This window comes from Paenibacillus diazotrophicus (assembly GCF_042610465.1).
The window spans coordinates 581,385-603,145 of record NZ_JBGJZN010000003.1 but is presented as its reverse complement, the minus strand read 5'-3'; the positions used below and the strand labels follow the sequence as shown (position 1 = coordinate 603,145).

At 52.3% G+C, this 21,761-nt stretch carries 17 protein-coding genes and 1 riboswitch; of the genes, 9 read left to right on the top strand and 8 right to left on the bottom strand.

The features are described from left to right. Positions 1–413: 413 nt before the first annotated feature. Positions 414–2,405, bottom strand: a complete 1,992-nt coding sequence (uvrB, locus tag ACAN54_RS16770) for an excinuclease ABC subunit UvrB (RefSeq protein WP_379157402.1) — start codon at positions 2,403–2,405, stop codon at positions 414–416. A 180-nt stretch (positions 2,406–2,585) separates the two neighbouring features. Here uvrB and ACAN54_RS16765 point away from each other — a divergent pair, with 180 nt between their 5' ends. Further along, positions 2,586–3,371, top strand: coding sequence for a flagellar motor protein (locus ACAN54_RS16765; RefSeq protein ID WP_379157399.1), 786 nt, complete (start codon positions 2,586–2,588; stop codon positions 3,369–3,371). After that, a complete protein-coding gene (locus tag ACAN54_RS16760) occupies positions 3,368–4,216 on the top strand; it encodes a flagellar motor protein MotB (protein WP_379157396.1) in 849 nt (282 codons plus the stop codon). The genes ACAN54_RS16765 and ACAN54_RS16760 overlap by 4 nt, the downstream gene beginning before the upstream one ends. Before the next feature lie 107 nt (positions 4,217–4,323). Here ACAN54_RS16760 and gcvH read toward each other — a convergent pair whose 3' ends face one another. Next, entirely contained in the window at positions 4,324–4,716 is a 393-nt protein-coding gene (gcvH, locus tag ACAN54_RS16755) for a glycine cleavage system protein GcvH (RefSeq protein WP_379157393.1), read from the bottom strand. Between the two features lie 184 nt (positions 4,717–4,900). Then, positions 4,901–4,996, top strand: a riboswitch (glycine riboswitch). A 184-nt stretch (positions 4,997–5,180) separates the two neighbouring features. Here gcvH and gcvT point away from each other — a divergent pair. Genes gcvT through gcvPB form a run of 3 tightly spaced genes read left to right on the top strand, consistent with a single transcriptional unit; the run spans position 5,181 to position 9,111 of the window. Continuing rightward, positions 5,181–6,305, top strand: coding sequence for a glycine cleavage system aminomethyltransferase GcvT (gcvT, locus tag ACAN54_RS16750; protein WP_379157389.1), 1,125 nt, complete (start codon positions 5,181–5,183; stop codon positions 6,303–6,305). Next, complete coding sequence (gcvPA, locus tag ACAN54_RS16745) at positions 6,302–7,654, top strand: aminomethyl-transferring glycine dehydrogenase subunit GcvPA (RefSeq protein ID WP_379157386.1); 1,353 nt, start codon at positions 6,302–6,304, stop codon at positions 7,652–7,654. The genes gcvT and gcvPA overlap by 4 nt, the downstream gene beginning before the upstream one ends. After that, positions 7,651–9,111: an aminomethyl-transferring glycine dehydrogenase subunit GcvPB gene (gene gcvPB / locus ACAN54_RS16740; RefSeq protein ID WP_379157384.1), complete on the top strand. Its 1,461-nt coding sequence runs from the start codon at positions 7,651–7,653 to the stop codon at positions 9,109–9,111. Before gcvPA ends, gcvPB begins: the two co-directional genes overlap by 4 nt. 124 nt (positions 9,112–9,235) lie before the next feature. On the opposite strand, the gene ACAN54_RS16735 is transcribed toward gcvPB, so the two are convergent. Further along, positions 9,236–9,907, bottom strand: coding sequence for a LuxR C-terminal-related transcriptional regulator (locus ACAN54_RS16735; protein WP_379157380.1), 672 nt, complete (start codon positions 9,905–9,907; stop codon positions 9,236–9,238). Between the two features lie 565 nt (positions 9,908–10,472). Between ACAN54_RS16735 and ACAN54_RS16730 the strand changes: the two genes are divergently transcribed. From ACAN54_RS16730 to ACAN54_RS16720, 3 genes are read left to right on the top strand one after another with little or no spacing between them, the layout of a single operon-like run. Then, positions 10,473–11,489 carry an ABC transporter ATP-binding protein gene (locus ACAN54_RS16730; RefSeq protein ID WP_379157377.1) on the top strand — a complete coding sequence of 339 codons (1,017 nt, stop codon included), beginning with the start codon at positions 10,473–10,475 and terminating at the stop codon, positions 11,487–11,489. A gap of 18 nt (positions 11,490–11,507) precedes the next feature. After that, entirely contained in the window at positions 11,508–12,314 is an 807-nt protein-coding gene (locus ACAN54_RS16725) for an ABC transporter permease (protein ID WP_379157374.1), read from the top strand. Between the two features lie 18 nt (positions 12,315–12,332). Further along, complete coding sequence (locus ACAN54_RS16720) at positions 12,333–13,130, top strand: ABC transporter permease (RefSeq protein WP_379157371.1); 798 nt, start codon at positions 12,333–12,335, stop codon at positions 13,128–13,130. Positions 13,131–13,304: 174 nt separating this feature from the next. Here the strand turns inward: ACAN54_RS16720 and ACAN54_RS16715 are convergent, their stop codons facing one another. The 5 genes from ACAN54_RS16715 to ACAN54_RS16695 form a co-directional block, all read right to left on the bottom strand. Further along, positions 13,305–16,307, bottom strand: coding sequence for an efflux RND transporter permease subunit (locus ACAN54_RS16715; protein ID WP_379157368.1), 3,003 nt, complete (start codon positions 16,305–16,307; stop codon positions 13,305–13,307). Between the two features lie 234 nt (positions 16,308–16,541). Beyond that, positions 16,542–16,865 (bottom strand): L-rhamnose mutarotase, encoded by a 324-nt coding sequence (locus tag ACAN54_RS16710; protein ID WP_379157365.1) that lies wholly within the window; start codon positions 16,863–16,865, stop codon positions 16,542–16,544. 216 nt (positions 16,866–17,081) lie between these two features. Further along, a complete protein-coding gene (locus ACAN54_RS16705; RefSeq protein WP_379157362.1) occupies positions 17,082–18,242 on the bottom strand; it encodes an ABC transporter permease in 1,161 nt (386 codons plus the stop codon). Beyond that, entirely contained in the window at positions 18,235–19,410 is a 1,176-nt protein-coding gene (locus tag ACAN54_RS16700) for an ABC transporter permease (RefSeq protein WP_379157359.1), read from the bottom strand. The genes ACAN54_RS16705 and ACAN54_RS16700 overlap by 8 nt, the downstream gene beginning before the upstream one ends. 19 nt (positions 19,411–19,429) lie before the next feature. After that, complete coding sequence (locus ACAN54_RS16695) at positions 19,430–20,365, bottom strand: ABC transporter ATP-binding protein (RefSeq protein WP_379157356.1); 936 nt, start codon at positions 20,363–20,365, stop codon at positions 19,430–19,432. A 167-nt stretch (positions 20,366–20,532) separates the two neighbouring features. Between ACAN54_RS16695 and ACAN54_RS16690 the strand changes: the two genes are divergently transcribed. Then, the gene (locus ACAN54_RS16690) at positions 20,533–21,693 is read left to right on the top strand and encodes a sensor histidine kinase (protein ID WP_379157353.1); all 1,161 of its coding nucleotides are present in this window, start codon (positions 20,533–20,535) and stop codon (positions 21,691–21,693) included. The last annotated feature ends 68 nt before the right edge of the window (positions 21,694–21,761 follow it).

Below are 21,761 nucleotides of genomic sequence, written 5' to 3'. Positions count from 1 at the left end.
AACCTCCTAAAGACCTTTTAAAATTGGGAGAATATTTTCCTGGAAAAATTTTATTTTCGATCCCTCCCAAACCCTCCCTTAGCCAAGGGAGGGCCCCAAGGGTTGCACCCTCTGGACACCCGCAAGCCTGCTGGCGAAGGAGTGTGGTTGGGATGGACTTATTTGATGCGGATTGAAGAGCGCTTGTCCCTAACGGGACCGCTGGAATTTAGGCGCTCCAGGGAAAACCGCTGTCCCTTCGGGATGCGCAAACTGCGTATTGCGGGCTGTCCCTTCGGGATGCGCGAACTGCGGACTGCGGGCTGTCCCTTCGGGATGCGCAAGGGTAATAGCAATTTATCCAAAAGGAACGGCCTTAGATAGCGCCGTTCCTGTACTTTACTGTGTGTATCACATGTGCGGAAGGTTCTGCGTCACTCAGCCCGAAGCTCCAGAAGTGCGTCTCGCAGCTCTGCGGCACGCTCGAATTGCAGATTCTTGGCGGCATCCTTCATCTCTGCCTCCAGACGCTGCATCAGGCTCTGGCGCTCCTTCTTGCTCATCTTCCCGCCCACACCGTTGAGATAATCAGCCTTGGACTCGGCAACCTTGGTTGCCTCGATGATATCACTGACTTTCTTGTTGATCGTAGTGGGTGTAATCCCATGCTTTTCATTGTAGGCAATCTGCGTTTCCCGGCGGCGCTGGGTTTCGGTCATAGCTTTTTCCATCGAATCTGTGATACGGTCACCGTACATGATTACACGGCCATTGGAGTTACGGGCCGCACGGCCGATGGTCTGAATGAGTGAACGCTCGGAACGCAGGAAGCCCTCCTTGTCGGCATCAAGAATTGTAACCAGAGATACCTCCGGCAAATCCAAGCCTTCCCGTAGTAGATTGATCCCTACGAGAACATGGAAGGTCCCTAACCGGAGGTCACGCAGAATCGCCATACGCTCCAGCGTCTTGATGTCAGAGTGCATGTAGCGGACCTTGATACCAATTTCCTTGAAATAATCTGTCAGGTCTTCGGACATTTTCTTGGTCAAAGTCGTAACGAGCACACGTTCGTCACGCTCTACACGGTCCCGAATTTCGCTGATCAGATCATCGATCTGTCCCTCTGTCGGACGAACCTCGATAATCGGGTCCAAAAGGCCGGTAGGACGAATGATCTGCTGAACCATAGTCTCGCAGTGTTCCATTTCATAAGGTCCCGGTGTGGCGGACACATAGACGATCTGCTTCACCTTGTCTTCGAATTCCTCAAACTGCAGCGGCCGGTTATCCAGCGCAGATGGAAGACGGAAGCCATGTTCTACGAGAACTGTCTTGCGCGCCCTGTCGCCGTTGTACATCGCCCGGATCTGTGGCAGTGTTACATGAGACTCGTCGATTACAATCAGCATATCCTCAGGGAAATAGTCCATAAGTGTGTAGGGGGTTGCTCCCGGCTCACGGAAGGTGAGCGGTCCGGAGTAGTTCTCAATCCCGGAACAGAAACCAACTTCCTTCATCATCTCAATATCATAACGGGTCCGTTGCTCCAGCCGCTGGGCTTCCAGCAGCTTGCCGGCGTCCCGGAGCACAGCCAGCCGTTCTTCCAGTTCACGCTCAATATTCACCAGGGCCACACGCATGGTTTCTTCCTGGGTAACAAAGTGGGATGCCGGGAAAATTGCCACATGATCGCGTTCGCCGATTAATTCTCCGGTCAATACATCAATTTCAGTTATCCGTTCGATTTCATCGCCGAACAGTTCTACGCGGATGGCATGCTCACCCTGTGAGGCCGGGAAGATCTCTACCACATCACCGCGTACGCGAAAAGTGCCCCGTACAAAGTTAATGTCGTTGCGCTGATATTGGATATCCACAAGCCTGCTCAGGATCTGATTCCGCGGCTTCTCCATACCCACGCGCAGCGACAGCAGCAGACTTCCGTATTCCTGCGGTGAACCGAGACCGTAAATACAGGAAACACTGGCTACAATAATGACATCACGCCGTTCGAATAAGGAACTGGTCGCGGAGTGGCGCAGCTTATCAATTTCTTCATTTATGCTGGAATCTTTCTCGATGTAGGTGTCGGAGGAGGGAATGTACGCCTCTGGTTGATAATAATCGTAGTAACTGACGAAGTAGTCTACCGAATTGCTTGGGAAAAACTCTTTGAACTCACTCGCCAGCTGCGCAGCCAGCGTCTTGTTATGCGCAATAACCAGCGTTGGCCGGTTCAGCTTGGAAATCATTTGTGCGATGGTAAAGGTCTTCCCTGTACCGGTCGCTCCCAGCAGCGTCTGGTGCTTCTTGCCCTGCCGGATGCCGTCTACTAATTCTTGTATGGCATGAGGCTGATCGCCCTGGGGTGTATACTCGGACTCCAACTGAAAAGTCTGCGTACTGACGACAATATCATTCATTTGCCCGTCTCCCCTCTATCGTCTATAATATATGAATATATTATTATTGTGGCCCTGATGATTCTCACTCCATACCTACTGAAATATATGGAAGATAAGAATACTTGTTCCCGTTTATTATACAGTGTTGCCCAGATTCATGCAAACCATAATATATAGAACTTTAAGGAGCTTGAACACATGGATATTACTTCAATTATCGGACTGCTGGCTGGTCTGGCCGCAATGATAGGCGGTTTTTTCTGGGAAGGCGGAAGCCTGTCCGGCCTGCTTCAGCTGAATGCTGCACTTATCGTATTCGGAGGCACGCTTGCCGCCGTGCTAATCAGCTTCACAGCGTCCAGGTTGCGTTCCGTGCCAGCGGCGGTACGGGTAGCTTTTGGCAGACATAAGGATACTTCAGAAGAACAGGCAGAAGAGCTGATTGCTATGGCTGCAGTCTTAAGACGCGGCGGTGTGCTGGCCCTGGAGAAAAAAGCCGAAGAGCATCCCGACCCTTTTACCAGTGAAGGACTTATGCTCATTGTTGATGGAACAGACCCCGAGCAGGTCCGGCAGATTCTGGAGCTCGAGATGGACGCTAAAGAGCTCAAATACGAGGGCTATGCCAAAATCTTCGAAGCCGCAGGAGGCTATGCTCCCACTATGGGCATCATCGGCACGGTTATGGGTCTGATCCGCGTACTCAGCAGTCTAACCGATCCCTCCAACCTGGGAGCTTCCATCGCAGTTGCTTTTACAGCAACTCTATATGGTGTGGCCAGCGCTAATCTAATATTTTTACCCATTGCCTCCAAAATCAAATCCCGCAGCCAAAGTGAACTGGGCACTATGGAAATGCTTATGGTAGGCATTCTTGCCCTTCAGAACGGGGATCATCCCCAGCTTGTCCGTAAAAAGCTAAGTTCCTTCTTGAACCGTTCCACCAGGGAACGTCGTATCGAGACTACCAGAGGTCCCTCATGAGACAGAGAAACCGTAGGCAGCCACGCACAGGAGGAAGAGAAAACGGCGACCGGTGGATGATTACCTATGCCGATCTGATTACACTGCTACTTATTTTCTTCGTGGTTCTGTATGCCATGAGCAGTCTGGATACACATAAATTCAACATCGTCACCAGCTCTTTAACGGACACTTTCAGAAGCGGAAATCCGGTATTGGATGGTGGAAGCGGCGTGCTGGATGGTCAAAAGGGACTGCAATCGGAAGGGACGGGGAAAGGTCAGAATGGGGAGGAGAATGGCAAGGATGGAGCCGGTCTCAATCAGGACAATGCGGCCAGCCCATCCCCTGACAGCACAGAGCCTTCGGCTCGTGAGCAGTCCTTCCGTGAACAGGAAGCCAAATTGGCTGCGCTAATGGGCGTCATCACCAAATATGTCAACGACAACAATCTGGGAGACCAGATCTTTGTGGCGGATAAACCGCAAGGCATTGCGATTACGCTCAGTGACCGTTACCTGTTCGACGTCGGACAGGCCGAGCTCAAAGCACCCGCGCTCCCCGCGCTGCGGCAGCTGTCTGGACTATTCCGCGGAATTGGAGCAACCATCAGCATCGAGGGCCATACCGATAATACACCAGTGTCTGCCGGCTCCCGTTATAACGACAACTGGGAACTGTCCGGCGCCCGTGCTCTCTCGGTGCTGCGCTTCTTTTTGGATAAAGAGGGGTTGAATCCGAATACGTTTCAATATGCCGGATATGCTGATACCCGCCCTGCTGTGAGCAATTCTACTGCAGAAGGACGGCAGAAAAACCGGCGCGTAGAGATTACGGTACTGCGGCAGCTTCAGGAAGGGGAGTAGCGCACAATTAGACCACAAAAAGACAGACCTCACACATTAGTGGCACAAAATGTGATGTGAGAGTCTGTCTTTATTTTATACGCCGAAACTAGAGTTCGAAGGATATCCTATTCTTCAATCAACTTGCCATACGCTGCCGCATCCAGCAGTCCCGACGCTGCTTCGGCGAACTCACCGGTGATTTCCAGCTCAAAAATCCATCCGCCGCTGTAAGGCTGATCGTTAATCAGCTCCGGACTGGCTTCCAGTGCGTCGTTGATCTTGGTCACGGTCCCTGATACCGGAGAATAGAGCTCGGATACCGTCTTGACGGATTCGATGCTGCCCACGCTGTCACCAGCCGAGATGGCTGCCCCCACTTCAGGAAACTCCACAAATACGATATCGCCGAGCAGATGCTGGGCATGATCCGTAATTCCGACACGTACTATGCGCCCTTCACCCTGCTGCGCCCATTCATGTTCTTCGCTATACAACAGGTCGTCTAGCACTTCACTCATTCTTAAGCCGCCTCTTTTCCAAATTTGGAGTTGTAAAATTAGTTATAGACTAAGTGATTGCGCTGCGCAATGTCAATATAGCTGACAGGAAAATAAAATTTGTCATCTTTTTGACGTTTTTATGTTGACAGCGGAGTTGTATACCCGGTTTAATGGAGTCAGTAGAAAACAATACGGTTTGCGAATGAAGGCATAGGGAGAGACTGTCTGCGAGAAGACAGCGCCGAAGGAGTAAGCCCGGAAGGGTGAATCTCTCAGGCAAAAGGACCTTTGCCGGACGCATCTCTGGAGAGCTATTCGAACCTGCCTGGCGGGATTCGGATCACCAACGGGGAAACCTGCGCGGCTTATAGCAGGGTAACTCTCAGGTACAAGGGACAGAGCGGAAGACTTATATGCGGGTTGTGCATATTCGTCTTTTGCCTGTCCTTTTTCGCATGTAATAAAGACAAGGGAGTGAGCCGATGGATGCTTTGAAAAGAACACCTTTTTACGACCTTTACGCCGCTTATGCGGAGTCCAGATGTATTGATTTTGGCGGCTGGGAGCTGCCGGTGCAGTTCACGGGAATCGTGAAGGAGCATGAGGCGGTCCGCCAGAAGGCCGGACTGTTCGATGTATCGCACATGGGGGAATTCATGGTCAGCGGCAGCGGCTCGGAAGCCTTTCTGCAGCAGATGACCACCAATGATGTCAGCCGTCTTCAGGATGGCGGCGCGCAGTACACCCTGATGCTCTATACAAGCGGTGGTGTGGTTGATGATCTGCTGGTCTACCGCCTCGGCGAAGAACATTACATGCTGGTCGTCAATGCCTCCAATATCGACAAAGACTTCCATTGGCTGCAGGAGCATCTAACCGATGAATTCAGCGGTGTAACGCTGAAGAATGTATCTGACGAGACGCTGCTCCTCGCACTGCAAGGCCCATTGGCGGAGACGATTCTGGCCGAAGTCACCTCTTCTCCCATTGCGGAGCTTGCCCCGTTCCATTTCATCGAGCGTGCTGTGGTCTGCGGCGTAGAGGTTCTGCTCTCCCGGACCGGATATACCGGTGAGGACGGATTTGAACTATACGCGCCGCTGGACACAGCAGCTGCGCTCTGGAACGGCCTGCTTGCGGCCGGTGCACCACACGGACTGACTCCCGCCGGACTCGGGGCACGCGATACGCTTCGGTTCGAAGCCAAGCTGCCGCTGTACGGCCAGGAGCTGTCGGCGGACATTACACCGCTCGAAGCTGGCGTACAGTTCTTCGTGAAGCTGGATAAAGCCGGCTTCATCGGCAAGGACGCACTGGTGAAGCAGAAGGAAGCTGGGCTCCCCCGCCGCCTCGTGGGACTAGAGATGATTGACCGGGGCATTCCACGCTCACATTATCCGGTCTATGCGGAAGGTGTGAAGATCGGGGAGGTCACTACAGGCACACAGTCCCCAACGCTGAAACGCAATTTGGGTCTGGCCCTGCTGGACGCTGCCTATACAGAGATTGGAACAGAGGTTTACGTGGAGATTCGCGGCAAGCAGCTTAAGGCGGCCGTGGTCAAAGCGCCATTCTATAAAAAGAGCCAAGGAGTGAAGCCGCAATGAAGCACCGTTATCTGCCGATGACCGAGCAAGACCGCAAGGAGATGATGGAGGCTATCGGGATTCAGTCCGTGGAGGAACTGTTCGCCGACATCCCTCAAGCTGTCCGTTATCAGGGAACGATGCCGATGTCTGAAGCGCTTGATGAATACGCCCTGCTCCGCCATATGAAAGAGCTGTCCGACCGCAATGCCAGCTTCGACACCCATGCCAGCTTCCTCGGTGCAGGGCTGTATGACCACCATATCCCCGTTGTTATTAACCATGTGATTTCCCGCTCGGAGTTTTATACCGCCTACACCCCTTACCAGCCGGAGATCAGCCAAGGCGAGCTGCAGGCGATCTTCGAGTTCCAGTCCTATATCTGTGAGCTGACCGGCATGAAAGTAGCAAATGCCAGCATGTACGACGGCGCGACCGCCTTCTCGGAAGCTGCTGTGCTTGCGGCCGGTGCGACAAAACGCAAAAAGCTGATTGTCTCCCGCACTGTTCACCCTGAGGCACGCCAGGTGCTGCGTACCTCTGCGGGTGCATGGGGCCTGGATGTTGTAGAGATTGACTACAAGGACGGAGTAACGGATCAGGCCAAGCTTGCTGCTGCGATTGACGGCGACACAGCTGCCGTACTGGTACAGTCGCCGAACTTCTTCGGCGCCATTGAAGATCTCAGCGCCATTGAGCCGCTGATCCATGTAGTGAAAGGCCTGCTCGTCGTCAGTGCCAATCCGCTGGCCCTCGGTATTCTCGAAACGCCGGGTAAGCTTGGCGCCGACATTGTAGTCGGTGATGCCCAGCCGCTAGGCATTCCGGCTTCACTCGGCGGGCCTACCTGCGGCTTCTTCGCCGTAGCCGAGCCTCTTATGCGCCGCATGCCGGGCCGGATTGTCGGCCAGACCGTTGACCGTAACGGCAAACGCGGTTTCGTACTGACCCTGCAGGCCCGCGAGCAGCATATCCGCCGCGAAAAAGCGACGTCCAACATCTGTTCCAACCAAGCACTGCTCGCGTTATGTGCCTCTGTCTACCTATCCGTTATGGGCAAAGAGGGCATGCGTGAGGTTGGAGAACTGAACATCCGCAAGAGCCATTACGCAGCTGGCAAGCTCGGTGAACGGACTGGTGCTGCTCCTGCATTCAGCGCACCCTTCTTCAATGAATTTGTCCTGAAGCTCCCTGAGGGAAGCAGCGTCAGCGAGATTAACTCCAAGCTGCTGAAGGAAGGCTATCTCGGAGGTTATGATCTGGGCCGGGATTATCCTGAATTGGCCGGTCATATGCTGGTTGCCGTCACCGAGAAAAGAAGCAAAACAGAAATTGACCAATTCGCAAGCGCATTGGAGGGCTGTATATGAAACCGGAACAAAGTCTGATCTTCGAGCTTAGCCGTCCCGGCCGCTCGGCTTATTCCCTGCCCGTGTGCGATGTTCCGCAGGAAGAGAGCATCGATGCCCTGATTCCCGCCGGACTCCTTAGAAGCGAGCCGGTAGTCTTGCCGGAAGTATCAGAGGTGGATGTGATCCGCCACTATACCGCACTGTCCCGCCGCAACTTCGGTGTAGACAACGGCTTCTATCCACTCGGCTCCTGCACAATGAAATACAACCCGAAGATTAATGAAGATGTCGCCCGCTTCCTGGGCCTGGCCAAGATTCACCCTTACCAGCCCGAAGAGAGTATTCAAGGCGCACTTGAACTGATGTATACTCTGCAAAAGGATCTGGCTGCACTGACCGGCATGGATGCCGTATCTCTGCAGCCAGCCGCCGGTGCCCACGGGGAATGGACCGGCCTGATGATGATCCGCGCCTACCATGAGAGCCGCGGCGAGACCCGCTCCAAGGTCATCGTGCCCGACTCCTCGCACGGCACCAATCCGGCCAGCGCCTCTGCGGCTGGTCTGGTGACGGTAACCATCCCCTCCAACGACAAAGGGATGGTTGACCTGGAAGCCCTGAAAGCGGCTGTCGGCAGTGACACCGCTGCCCTGATGCTTACCAATCCTAGCACGCTCGGATTGTTCGAGACGCAAATCGTCGAAATCGCCCAGATCGTACACGAAGCAGGCGGCCTGCTCTATTACGACGGAGCCAACTCTAATGCGATTATGGGCATTACCCGCCCCGGCGATATGGGCTTCGATGTGGTGCACCTGAATCTGCACAAAACAATGAGCACCCCGCACGGCGGCGGCGGTCCGGGAGCCGGACCGGTCGGTGTAAAAGCGAAGCTGATCCCGTTCCTGCCACAGCCGACAGTAGTTCAAACGCAAGACAGTAGCTACTCGCTGAACTACGGTGGTCCGGAATCGATCGGACGCGTCAAAGCCTTTTATGGCAACTTTGGTATCCTGGTCCGAGCCTACGCCTATATCCGTACCTACGGACCGGACGGCCTGCGCGAGGTCTCCGAGAACGCTGTGCTGAACGCCAACTATATGATGCACCGGCTCGCACCGTATTTTGAAATCCCTTATCCGGGCATCTGCAAGCATGAATTCGTCATGTCCGGCAGAAATCTTAAGCAGTACGGTGTACGCACACTGGACGTGGCCAAGCGGCTGCTCGACTTCGGCTACCATCCGCCAACCGTATACTTCCCACTGACGGTAGAGGAATGCATGATGATCGAGCCCACCGAAACCGAGAGCAAGGAAACGCTTGACGGGTTCATCGATACCATGATCCAGATCGTCAAGGAAGCCCAGGAAACGCCGGAGATCGTGATCAATGCTCCGCATACTACGGAGATCAGCCGTCTGGACGAGACGCAAGCCGCGCGGAAGCCGGTACTGAACTGTTCTTGCGGGTAAAGTACTACGTAAACCATATACAGAAACAGTTACACCATTTTTCTTAATGAATTGCAGTTTACCATAACGCAAAGCGGCTAATCCCGAAGTCATTCCTGGCTTCGCGGGTTAGCCGCTTTGCTGTTCAGATAAGTTTTTTGGCAAAGTGGGAGCGGTCATTTACATTCATTTTGATATAAATACTCTTCACTACATTCCGCACAGAGCCCTCACTGATCCCCAGCGCGCTCGAGATATGCAGTGCACTTTTGTCCGTTAACCACAGTGCAGCTACCTCCTTCTCTCTCGCCGTCAGCTTATACTTGCTAAGCACCATGTCGAGTCGGAACTTTTGCAAACTAGCATTGTTAACCATCCTTTTATACGCCACATTATCTGCCAATTGCTGAACAAACGGAATTGCAAAATCTATCGGCTGCTTCGAATCAAATGAAATATCCACATAGCCAAGGGTACCACCGTCCAGACTTAAGGGTGCACATACACAATTCCAGCTCTGAAAAGAAGCATCTGTATGCTCCATTCCCCGTACTACCCCAATAAGGTTCATCTCCATCGCCAGTGAGACAGCATTCAGGCCCGAATACCGTTTGGAAAGATTGATGCCTGCACCCAGCCCCGCATGGTCCATGTTCTCCTGAAGACTCCGCGAGGAGCAGATCAGATCGAGAATCCAACCCTCTTCATCTGCCAGAAACACGACATAAGGAATGGGAATGAACTGGCTGATCGCCACCATCTCCGCCCGCATGGAAGATACCATGGCTTCACTGTATACCGCTTTGTTCTCTTTCACGCAAGAGACCACCGGCGGGTGCAACGCACTATATGTATTGGATGAATGACCGGGGAGAAAAGACGCAGCTTGAGCTGCTGGAAGATCATCCGGCGAACACCACATTTTTATTCTGGAATTCAAGGTAGTCAACACAAACACCTCCTGGTTGTTATGGTTAATGGATTCGGAAGAATTGTGAATATATTCACTAATAATATTACATCTATATTTGTTATGGCAATATTTCCTATCTATACTATAAACTTTCTGAAGTTCGGGAAAGAGATACGTTTAACTGGAATGTAATATCTGATGTTCTACTAATATAGCAGTAAATCTATCATAGAGTAATTAAGAGACAATTTACAGGGGCTATTCTTACGAAAAACCGTTGAAAAATACCCTTTCTTCCATGGGTATAACCCAGGTTGTAATCCAGCCTGCGCATAGCTGTTTTCTCATCATTCGTCATATTCTTGTATGTTTATTTATGTATCCGACTTAAATCGATAGTTTTCGACATTAATCCGGTGCTATATTTGTTTATACGTCTTTGGAAATTAGGAGTAAAGGGGGTCTATTCTTGAGTATTATTGAAGCCCGCGGGCTGTCCAAATCGTTCATGCAAGCGGTGAAAGAGCCCGGCCTGGCGGGAGCCGTCAAGCATCTCTTCATCCCGAAGCATATCGAGAAGATTGCGGTGCAGCCGCTGGACCTGAGCATTGAAGCCGGTGAGACTGTAGCCTATGTGGGTCCGAACGGTGCAGGCAAATCCACCACGATCAAAATGCTGACCGGCATCCTCATGCCCTCTGCAGGAAGCATTTCTGTAAACGGTATCAATCCGTATAAGAAAAGAATGGAGAACGCCGCGCAGATCGGAGCCGTGTTCGGACAACGCACGCAGCTGTGGTGGGATATTCCGATTGTGGAATCTTTTTCGCTGCTGAAGGATATCTATCAGGTCCCGGAGCCTGTCTATAAGGCCAATCTGGATCAGTTCACGGAGCTGCTGGGCATGGATGAATTCATCCATCTGTCCGCGCGCAAGCTCTCCCTGGGTCAACGCATGCGTGCGGACCTGGCCGCCGCCTTATTACATAATCCGCCGATTCTTTATCTGGATGAACCCACGATTGGCCTGGACGTCTCCGTGAAGCAAAAAATCCGCGAGTTCATCAAAAAGATCAACCAGGAGCAGCATACCACCGTCATGCTCACCACCCACGACCTCGGCGACATAGAGGATCTGTGCAAACGGCTGATTATCATCGACCACGGCTCTATTATCTATGACGGGAGTCTAAGCGAGGTCAAGGCCCGTTTTGCCAGAAACCGGGTGATCTTCTTCCAAGTGGGCGCGCCAATGCCGGAGCTGTACACGCTGCTGTCTCATACTCCCGGAATGAAGCTAGACCTGCAAAATGAACATGAATTCTCCGTCTCCTTCGACCGCAATGAATATACAGCCAGTGAAGTGGTCAGCCGGGTGATGAAGTACGGCGAAGTGATTGACTTTCGCATGGAGGATGCCAATATTGAGCAGGTGATCAAAGCGGTGTACGACGGGAACCTGGACCTTAATCAAGATGGGAAATGAGGAGGTGTGACGGCAGCCATGCCAGTAGTCAAGCTCAAGAAATACCGCAGTATCGCCAACCGTTCCTTGCAAAATGTTCTATCCTACCGGTTCTCCTACGTCGTCACTTTTTTGTCCAATGCGATCAATCTGCTGGCGGTTTATTTTTTGTGGTCAGGTATTTATGGGGGCCGCGGGGTCGTGGGCGGATATACGTGGGACCAGATGAAAACCTATCTGCTAGTCACTTTCCTGGCCAACTCTGTGCTGTCCTGGTATTCCGAAACCGCGATTTCCGGAAAAATCCTTGATGGCAGCGTTGCCGTAGACTTGCTGAAGCCTATTGATTTTCAGACGGCCCGTTTCTCTGAAACGCTGGGCACCAGCCTGCTGGAAGGCGGCATAAGCACGATTATCCTGGTGATCTTTTCTTTCTTCATTTCCGGTCTGGCCCTTCCCCATTCTGCGCTCGTCTATGTGCTGTTCGCGCTCAGTCTGCTGGGGGCCATTGCGGTGAAATTCGGCGTGGTGTATCTGGCAGCACTGCTGTGCTTCTGGTCCACCGGCTCCATGGGTATTGTCTGGACCCGGATTGCCCTTACCAATCTGCTGTCCGGAGCTCTGGTGCCTTTGGTCTTCTTCCCCGGTTGGCTGGAAAGGACAGCATTGCTGCTGCCGTTTCAGAGTATCATCCACACGCCAACCATGATTTTTCTGGAGCAGGCGGGGACCTTGGAGAGTCTGAAGCTGATCGGCATTCAATGCTTCTGGGGAGCGGCGCTCTGGATCGCCGGGAAGTTCATGTGGAACTGGGCGGTCCGCCAGGTCACTATTCATGGAGGTTAGGCGGGAGGAGGAAAGTTAATGACGTTGTCGCGGATGTTCTATCTATATAAAAGGCTCTATATGCAGCAGCTAAAAGCGATCCTGGAATACAATAAGGACTTCTACATCTTAATGTGTTCCGCCGCTCTGACACAGGTGCTGGGGTTTGTGTTCCTCTGGGTGATCTATGACCGGATTCCCGATATTAACGGCTGGCAGTTCTGGGAGGTGACCTTCATGTATGCGATGATCTTCCTGACGGAAGGCATCGGCTCTTTGTTCTTTGAAGGAACCTGGCGGCTGGGAAGATTGGTCAATCAAGGCGAACTGGACCGTTATCTTCTTCGTCCGGTGCCAGTTGTGCTTCAGGTTTTCTGCACCGGGATCGGCATCAACGGCCTGGGCAATCTGCTCATCGGCGGAGTGATTATCTGGCAATCGCTGGTTCACAGCCATATCCAGTGGAGCTTGGCCAAAGTGGTAATCGTTATTCTACTGCTCATTACGGCGGTTATTATCCGCATATCGATTAATCTGGCTGGAAATTCAGCGGCCTTCTGGATTCGCAATGCCGGGAACGCCTTTCCCCTGATGGTGCATAATTTGGCCGATCTGGCAAAGTACCCGGTCACGCTGTTTCCGCAGGCGGTAAGGGTGTTTATTTCCACCGTGTTGCCGTATGCCTTCATCAGCTTCTATCCGGCAACTTACATTTTCGGCAAAAGCGGGTGGACCGGCTGGTGGATGCTCGCTCCCGTTGTGGCAGTGGGCAGTGCGGCAGCGGCTTACGGCATCTTCCGATACGGTCTTTCGAAGTATGAGAGCACGGGTAACTAGGGGGGAGCTCAACGAAGGGGCCGTAACTCCGGTTGCCCTGCCTGCTTCTCTGCTCGTCTCAACCCTAATCGCCCTTGCGAAAATATGCCAAAGAGCAGTGCGGAAATTCCGCACTGCTCTTTTTAATCACTTCTTTTTTCGTCAGACCGTACTTGCTAAACCTGCCAGTCTTTCTTATGCTGCCGCAGCAGCCTTTTGCTTCTTCCGTTCCTTGGCTGATTTGCGGAAGTACAGCAGCTCGTAGATGGCCGGTACCACCACCAGTGTCAGCAGAGTGGCCGCAATCAAGCCGCCGATCACCACGATAGCCAGACTCTGTGAGACGATGCTGCCCTGTTCGGTATGACCGAACAGCAGTGGAAGCATGGCACATACCGTTGCGATAGCTGTCATTAGAATCGGACGCATCCGTGTTCCGGCTGCTTCAATGATGGCATCGCGCACAGTCATATGCTCTTCATTCTGCTTAATCCGGTCGATCAGTACAATCGCATTCGTGACGACGATACCTATCAGCATCAAAGCGCCGAACAAGGCGGTGAAGTCAGGAGTCACACCGGATATGATCAACGCGATTACTGCACCGATGGCCGCAAGCGGCAGGGAGAACATAATAGCCAGTGGTGCGCGCAGGGTCTTGAATGTCAAGACCATGATCAGATACACCAGACCAATCGAGATCAGGGCTGTCATGCCAAGGTCATTGAAGTCTCCGGCTTGATCCGCCGAAGCACCGCCTGCGAACAGCGTTACGCCTTCGGGGAGTGTAATACTGTCTGTTTGTTTTTTGATATCTGCTCCGATGGCAGATACTTTCTTCGGATCTACCTCAGCTGTAATGCGCACATAAGGTTTGCCGTCTTTATGGTAGAGCATGGCTGGCTGATCAGTGACCTCAAGGGTAGCTAACTTCGAGAGCGGCTGTGGCCCTCCGGCAGTCATGATCGTAATATCTTGCAGATCCTGCTGCGATTTTGGCTGCAGTACAGGCTCCAATACCACTCCGGCTGAAGAACCATCCAGTTCCATTTGCCCCATCGGTACCGGATTCAGCATCGCCGCCAGCTGCATGGAAATTTCCTGAGCATTGGCAGCAGTCGGGTTCACCTTGAACGCGAACACCGGCTTGGTATCCTCCATGTTGCTGGTGACCTTTTGTACACCGTCTACTGTTTTCACTTTGGCAGCTACAGACTTCGCAACGGAATTAATGGATTCCAGATCCTCCCCAACGATATCCACATACTCACTGGTCGAGCCGCCGCCCATCATGCTGGACTCATTTGCAGTCAGGGTTGCTCCCGCATAGGAATCCTGCAGGCCGCGGATATGGTCCAGGAACACCTGTGCATCAGCATCCTTCTTCATCATGACGGTGTAATCGACCTGGGTCAGTGAAGTCACTTCACCCCATTGCGCCGAATCTGCGCTGTTGCCGGTCATCATGATCACAGTCTCTGCTTGCGGCTGCTTCATCAGTTCAGCTTCCAGCTGTTTGCCCTTCTCCAGCACTTCCTTCACTGGAACGTCATTCGGATAGACTAACTGTATGGTTACATTGCTGGCATCGGATGCATCCAGCGCTCCCTTGGGCATGGTAACATAAGCAGCAACAGAACCCACCAGCAGCACCAGACCGAGTGTCAGAGTAATCCACTTATGACGCAAATTCCATTCCAGAAAACGGCCGAAGCCTTTGGACGGCTTATGCTCCTTCAGGGAAGAACTGCGCAGCAGCCAAGAGCTTAAAAGAGGGACTACGGTCAGCGCCACAACCAGTGAAGTAAGCAGGGAGTAGGTTACCGTTAGAGCAAACGGAAGCAGGAAGGCTTGCAGGGTTCCGTTCAACAGACCCATAGGCAGGAACACGGCAACTGTAGCTATAGTCGATGTAGTGATTGCCCTTGCGACCTCGCGGGTAGCGCTGATAATCATGTCCATGGAGAACGGCTCTTTCTGCATCCTGCGGTGAATATTCTCAATAACGACTATACTGTCATCCACCAGCCGCCCGACTGCGACAGCCACACCACCCAGTGTCACAATATTCAAAGTAATGCCGGAAACATCCAGCAAGTATAAGGTAACCGCCAGCGACAACGGAATGGATACCGCCGTGATCAAGGTAGCGCGCACATTGCGCAGGAAGATCAGAATGACAATCGTCGCAAATAATGCACCGAGCAGCACTTCACGCATCATGCTGTTGACGGAGGTGACAACCATATCCGCGGTGCTGAAAATAACGGAAACGTCAGCATTTTTGTTTGATTGGGTCAGGTCTTTCGCAACCTCGCGCACCTTATCACCCACGTCCACTGCATTGGCGTTGGCTTCCTTGGTAATGATGGCGAACAATACATCCTTCCCGTTCGATCGGCTGACACTTTCCTGGTCAGTCACTGCTTGAACCGCAGCTATATCCTGCATTGTTACACCGGGCACAACGGGCAGCTTTTTCAGTGTATCGATACTGTCTATGGAAGACACCACATTCACGTTGCCTGTCTGTCCGCCAAGGGTCTGCTCTCCGATCGAAGCCGATACGCTCCGTCCCTGAAGTAGTCCTAGCACCTGGGCTGTAGCCACGCCCTTTGCGGCCATTGCCTGCGGATCCAGCTTCACATTAACCTGCGGAGCCGTTTTGCCGTATAGAGCTACATTCGCTACCCCATCAATTTTTTGCAGCTCGGGGATGATCTTATCTTCCGCAAGCTTCAGATTGTCCTTGGTTATCCCTTCGTCGAAGGATATCGTAAGCTCGGAGATCGGAATCATTGAGGTGTTCAGCTGTACAATGAACGGGTCCATGACCCCTTCCGGGAAGTGCAGTGCGCGGACAGCCTTTTCAACCTCCTGGGCTGCATCCTTCATATTGGTTTTGCCGTCAAAATAAATATCCACCTTCGCATAACCATCACCGGAAGTAGACATTTGCTCGGTTTTGCCCTTCACCACTGAGGTTGCCGCCTCAATCGGCTTCGTTACATTCGCCTCCATGGAATGCGCATCCTGGCCCGGGCCAAGCACCGTAACTGTTACCTGAGGATTATCGGCCTCCGGCATAAACTCCATCGGCAGCGAAGTATAGCTGAGTATCCCCACCACCAGCGCCATGACCACCAGAAGGCCCACTGCCCCCTTATTGCCGAACGACCACTTTGTTAACCATGTCATTTCTCTTTTCCCCTTCCACTTTTGTATGGTATGTTTCTGTGTGCCTAATTCTTATGTATTGCTGTCTTCAATCATTGTAGGGCCTAACGGCGGTCTCCAAAACCTCCCGGCGATGGGTTTCGGCCTCAGTCTTAAGACGGGGTTCTTCCCCTCCCAGAGACAGACAAAAAAGCCCTCCTTCCTACGAAGGAGAGCTCATTTAGAACCTATTGTTAATATATAGACAAGATAGCCTTACTCCAGATAAAAGACTTCACGCAGCGGAACCACCGGTGACTCCTCATTGAAGTCAAAGGAGCCTTCGACCATCTTCGACGTAATGGCGTTCCATCTGTTGCAGGCATCACTCTGGGCTATGTAGGCAAAAGCCGCTTCCGGGTCATCGCACTCATAGCAATAGAAAAACTGATTGCCATTCTGAAAAATCGAATAATTCCTAATTCCGGCTTTGGAATGCTCCTCCAGAACTTCCGGCCAGGGGTTCAGGTGCATTTGCACATACTCCTCCAGGCTCTCCTCCTTCACCCGCCAGGTCCAGGCCAATTTGTTACTGCCCATATTCTCATCCTCCTACACATTTGGTGAACGTACAAGACTTGCTCCGGAAGCTTCTCTTGATTTAAATAAAATATACTGATGCCACTACCAATAATATGGTAACGCTTACAATGTTTTTATGCAATACATTTCTAGTGACAAAAAGATCAGCCCGCTCTCCGGCGAATGGCCGGATATAGCAGACTGATCTATGAACGTTGAACTTATAGTGCAGGCTTAAGCACTGATTCCCGTCTCACTCGGACGAAGTATGGCCGATCCAATCGCCAGCAGAACCGCAGCCATAAGGCCCAGGACGGCAAAAGGTAGCCACAGCTCACTCCAGCCGCCGCCGGTTGCGGCGATATCCACTGCCTGGATCGCCCATTTCTGCGGCATGAAATTAGCTGCTTTTTGCATATAATCCGGCATCACCGAGAGGGGCCAGAAGCAGCCGCCCAGCATGCAGGTCGGTGTAAGAATAAGCGCGTTCAGCATGCCTGCGTTGCGCGGATTGCGGACCAATCCTGCTACTGTGCTGGCAATACCCATGGATACAAGCATAAATGCGGCAAGCACCAGGAAATAGAGATATGCCGGTACTTCATAGTCATAGCGCAGCACCCATTTACCGAGGACCAGCACAACCGCAATCTGGATGACCCCCACCAGAAAGCTGCCCAGGAAATTCCCCAGCGCAATCTCATAAGAACGGACCGGAGCACTGAACATCCGCATCATCGTCCGCCCCCTGCGGTCATCCATAATCATGGATACCGTGCTTGTCACCAAGCCCATGAGGAACATTAACGTCATACCTGTAATGACTCCGAGTGTTTGCCGCGGATACAGGTCATAATCTGTACGCGTACTTCCCACATTATGCTGCCCGGCCTGCTTCAGAATCGTGCCAAAACCGGCTTCAGCATCCCCCGTTCCCCTGCTGACCGCATGTACCGCCTGTGCGGTTTCCAGCATTTCCTCAGCGATAGTATTCACTTTCATTTTGAACATGATGGAGGTTTCTGTCGTCCGAAGCTCATAGATATTCAGCTGCGGCTGCTCCCCATGCGCAAGCTGTGCGGTATACTCTGCCGGAATCCATAATCCCACACCGCCCTCCTGCCCGATAACGCCTTCTTTGAGGGCCGCCTCATCACTTCGCGGAACAAGCTTGTAGTCCCCCGTCTTCTCCAGTTCGGCAAGCAGATGCTGCCCTGCTGCACCTGTATCCATATTGGTATACAACACCGTAGCCGAACTGTCTTCCATGCCTCCGGTAACCGATATAATAGCAGCGACCACAATACTCGGAAGCAGGATGTACATAAGGAACCCCTTGCGGGAGCCGATGGTCCGTTTGACCATGTTCCAGGCGATTGTCATTATTTTATTCATGGTAACCCACCTTCCGGTATGAGAGAATGGCTGCACTGAACATCACGAGGCAGATCACGGAGATAATAAGCAGATTCGGCAAAATCTGTGACAGCTCTGAATGCAGCATCATCCGGATTACCGCCTGCAGCACCCAATGATTAATCGTAACTGCACCGATGGTATTCACCCAGGCATCGGGTAGCGGGGCCATCCCCCCACTCAGGAAAGTCATACCAACTGTGATGATATTGATGATACTGCTTGCACTTGCTGCAGTTTTACTGAACATGCAGACCACAATGGACAACGTCATGGAAGCGATAATCATCAGCAGACAGAACAACATCAGCAGCCCCGGACGATTGCCCCAGTACACACCGAACAGCCAATCGCTGAGCAGGATAATCGCCAGGCATTGAACAATGGATACAAGGCCTACTCCGAGAATTTTTCCGATAAACAGCTGTGAGCCTTTGACCGGCATGGAGTTGATGCGATAGAGCGTATGGTTATCCTTTTCACTAAACAGCGAACTGGTCACGGTGATTCCGCTGAAGAGCAGAAACATCAGCAGCATGGATGCCGCATAGAATTGGGAAGCCGTATAGGTTCTGCCCCCATTATTCAGATCACCCAGCTTGACTGCTTCATGGTGCTCCGCCCCCGGTGAGGAAGCTGATACCGTCAGCGCCTCAGGTCCCAGTGCCGCCACCACCGCCTGTTTATAATTCATCGTGCTCAGGAAATTATCAAAAGCCGTTCCCGCCACCATATTGTCCGTACGGTTCTTACCAAGAATGAATTCCAGCTGCGCCTTTTTGCCGCTCTGTACTTCACTGTCGAAGCCCTCCGGAATGATTACAGCATATCCGTATTTCCCGGTGCGCAGTCCGCTCTCTGCCGCCTGGCGGCTCTCTGCTTCTTGCGGGATAATAACCTTCTGAACTTCAGGAGATTCCAAAAAAGCGGCAATCATGGCCGATGGCCCTGACTTTTCACCAAAAGGGTGGACGACCGCCACGGTCACAGGGTCTATATTAGCCGCACCTTTGACACCAACCACCCCGGATAGTGAAGCGCCCAGAAGAAAGATCAGCACCAGCGGCAGCAAAAACATATTCAACAGCATTGAGCGGGAGCGGGATAGTCTGCGCAGCTCATAGATCATAATGGTCCATGTGTTCATGTAAGCCTTCCTCCTTTCTCTAATCGCGCAGAGTCCGTCCGGTCAGGTTGAGAAACAGGGTCTCCAGATCCGGCTCTTCAATATTCAGGGAGGCTATATTCCCTTCATGCTTCGCAAAGATAAATAGAATATCCTGCAAATGACTTTGCGACGAAGGCAAATACAACTCTACCGTATCTTCGATATGTTCAACGCGGCTTATCCCCGGATGCTGTCCAAGCTCCTGGATCAGGGCAGGAGTGATCCGTGAGGCCTTCACGACAATTTTTTCTTCATGGGCTACCCGTTCCCGCAGCTCGCGCTCCGTTCCACAGGCAATGATGTGGCCTTGGTCCATAATCGCTACCCGGTCACAAATGGCGGCTACCTCCTCCATATAATGACTCGTATAGATAACCGTTGAGCCAAGCTTGTTCAGCGCTTTGACAGATTCGAGGATATGATTGCGCGACTGGGGATCGATGCCTACCGTCGGCTCATCCATAATGATCAGTTTCGGGCGGTGCATAATCGCACAGGCGATATTCAGCCTTCTCTTCATACCGCCGGAGAAGGTTGACGGCTTATCCTTCGCCCTGTCACTAAGACCGGTAAAATCCAGCGCCTCCTCCACCCGTTCCTTGAGCAGCTTGCCGCGAAGGCCGTAGAGCTTGCCGAAAAAGCTCACATTTTCCGCCGCTGTCATATTTTCATATAAAGCGAGATCCTGGGGGACGAGTCCGATACGCTTTTTGACCTCCAGGGGTCTGTTCATCACGGATAACCCGTCAATCATGATATCGCCGCTATCTGCCTTCAGCAAACCGCAGATCATGCTGATCGTGGTGCTTTTCCCTGCGCCGTTCGGGCCGAGGAGGCCGAAGATTTCACCTTCCTGTATGCTGAAGTTCACGTAATCCACCGTTAATTTTTGATCATACCGTTTCACCACATCGGTTAGTACCACAAAAGCCATGCTTCATCTCTCCTTTTCCTGAATGCTTCTATGTATTCATTGTAGCGTAAGAAGAATGCGGCCGAAGGTACGAAAGGTCATTCTTTGGAGGTGACTTAAGTCATCTCCTGAACCAGTGGATTCTTATGGTAAAATAAATAGACCAACCCATAAAGGATGACCTCCCTTTGAACAAAGAAATGAATGTCCTGCGCTACGCGCTTATTATCGTCCCTGCCCTGATTGCTATATATCTCTATGATTATGCCGACTATGAGCTGTTCACCTTTCATTTCCTGCTGCTCCTGTTAATCGCGACGCTGGGTAAACGGTTCCCGCGTCTGCTTGGTACATTAAGCGGGGGTGTTGAACTGCTCTATACAGCCTGGCTATGCCGGCATTACGGCGGACTGATGATTTTCCCGGCCATTTCAACGCTACTCTATTACTCCCGGCTGGAGCGCAGGCCAGTAGTCCTTGTCTTCTTCGCTCTTCATCTGGCAACCCTAAATATAGCTCTCAGCGGCTCCGATCCCCGGGTGTTGGCTTACACGAACCTTACCTTTCTGCTGACCGCTATGTTGAACAGGCTCTTGTTGAAATCCGGGAGGGGGCGCGACGAGACCTTATTCCTCTATGATGAGCTGCGCAAACAGCATTTCCAGCTGGAAGAAGCCCGTAGCCGGCTGCTGCAGTTCAACGCCCAGATCGAAGTGACCGCGCAAGCGGAAGAACGGGTACGGATTGCGCGTCAGCTGCACGACGACATCGGCCACCGTCTGATCCGGGTCAAAATGATGTCCGAGGCAGCCATCCACACCTTGCCGCATTCTACAGAGACGGGGATGGATATGATGATTCAGATCCGGGACCAGCTGTCGGCAAGTATGGACGATATGCGTGCTGCCGTCCGGCGGATTCATTATGGCTCCCAGCTGGAGGGGGCTTACGCGCTGGACCGGCTGCTGGAGGAGCTTGGCCGTCATACGGGTATCGAAACCTCTTACCAGGTACAGGGTATGCCGTATCCGCTATATCCCAGTATTCAGGTTACACTCTACAAAAATGCCCAGGAGGCTCTTACCAATGCTCTACGCCATGGTCGAGCCACTGCAGTATGGATCCAAATATCGTTCAGTGCGGAAGAAGTGGTGATGGCAGTGGGCAACAACGGAGAACGCCCGCAAGAAAACCCTCTAACCAAACTCAGAGGCGGTGGTGGAACGGGCGGGATGGGCCTGCAGGGAATGACCGAGCGGACCCGCCTGGTACGCGGGACGCTTACACTTCAACTCGAACCAGAGTTTACTCTGATCACCACGATTCCAATACACAGGCAGCCCGAATAATACTTTACATACACTTTTCTTTCCACAATTCTTGCTATATTGATCATCCAGCCTAAAGGAGACAGATC

What these genes read in the sequence shown, in the direction of transcription:
- ACAN54_RS16700 (WP_379157359.1), bottom strand. Translation starts at nt 19,410, where the DNA reads ATGAACACATGGACCATTATGATCTATGAGCTGCGCAGACTATCCCGC.
- uvrB (WP_379157402.1), bottom strand. Translation starts at nt 2,405, where the DNA reads ATGAATGATATTGTCGTCAGTACGCAGACTTTTCAGTTGGAGTCCGAG.
- ACAN54_RS16725 (WP_379157374.1), top strand. Translation starts at nt 11,508, where the DNA reads ATGCCAGTAGTCAAGCTCAAGAAATACCGCAGTATCGCCAACCGTTCC.
- gcvT (WP_379157389.1), top strand. Translation starts at nt 5,181, where the DNA reads ATGGATGCTTTGAAAAGAACACCTTTTTACGACCTTTACGCCGCTTAT.
- ACAN54_RS16710 (WP_379157365.1), bottom strand. Translation starts at nt 16,865, where the DNA reads ATGGGCAGTAACAAATTGGCCTGGACCTGGCGGGTGAAGGAGGAGAGC.
- ACAN54_RS16720 (WP_379157371.1), top strand. Translation starts at nt 12,333, where the DNA reads ATGACGTTGTCGCGGATGTTCTATCTATATAAAAGGCTCTATATGCAG.
- ACAN54_RS16695 (WP_379157356.1), bottom strand. Translation starts at nt 20,365, where the DNA reads ATGGCTTTTGTGGTACTAACCGATGTGGTGAAACGGTATGATCAAAAA.
- ACAN54_RS16765 (WP_379157399.1), top strand. Translation starts at nt 2,586, where the DNA reads ATGGATATTACTTCAATTATCGGACTGCTGGCTGGTCTGGCCGCAATG.
- gcvPA (WP_379157386.1), top strand. Translation starts at nt 6,302, where the DNA reads ATGAAGCACCGTTATCTGCCGATGACCGAGCAAGACCGCAAGGAGATG.
- ACAN54_RS16705 (WP_379157362.1), bottom strand. Translation starts at nt 18,242, where the DNA reads ATGAATAAAATAATGACAATCGCCTGGAACATGGTCAAACGGACCATC.
- gcvPB (WP_379157384.1), top strand. Translation starts at nt 7,651, where the DNA reads ATGAAACCGGAACAAAGTCTGATCTTCGAGCTTAGCCGTCCCGGCCGC.
- ACAN54_RS16715 (WP_379157368.1), bottom strand. Translation starts at nt 16,307, where the DNA reads ATGACATGGTTAACAAAGTGGTCGTTCGGCAATAAGGGGGCAGTGGGC.
- gcvH (WP_379157393.1), bottom strand. Translation starts at nt 4,716, where the DNA reads ATGAGTGAAGTGCTAGACGACCTGTTGTATAGCGAAGAACATGAATGG.
- ACAN54_RS16760 (WP_379157396.1), top strand. Translation starts at nt 3,368, where the DNA reads ATGAGACAGAGAAACCGTAGGCAGCCACGCACAGGAGGAAGAGAAAAC.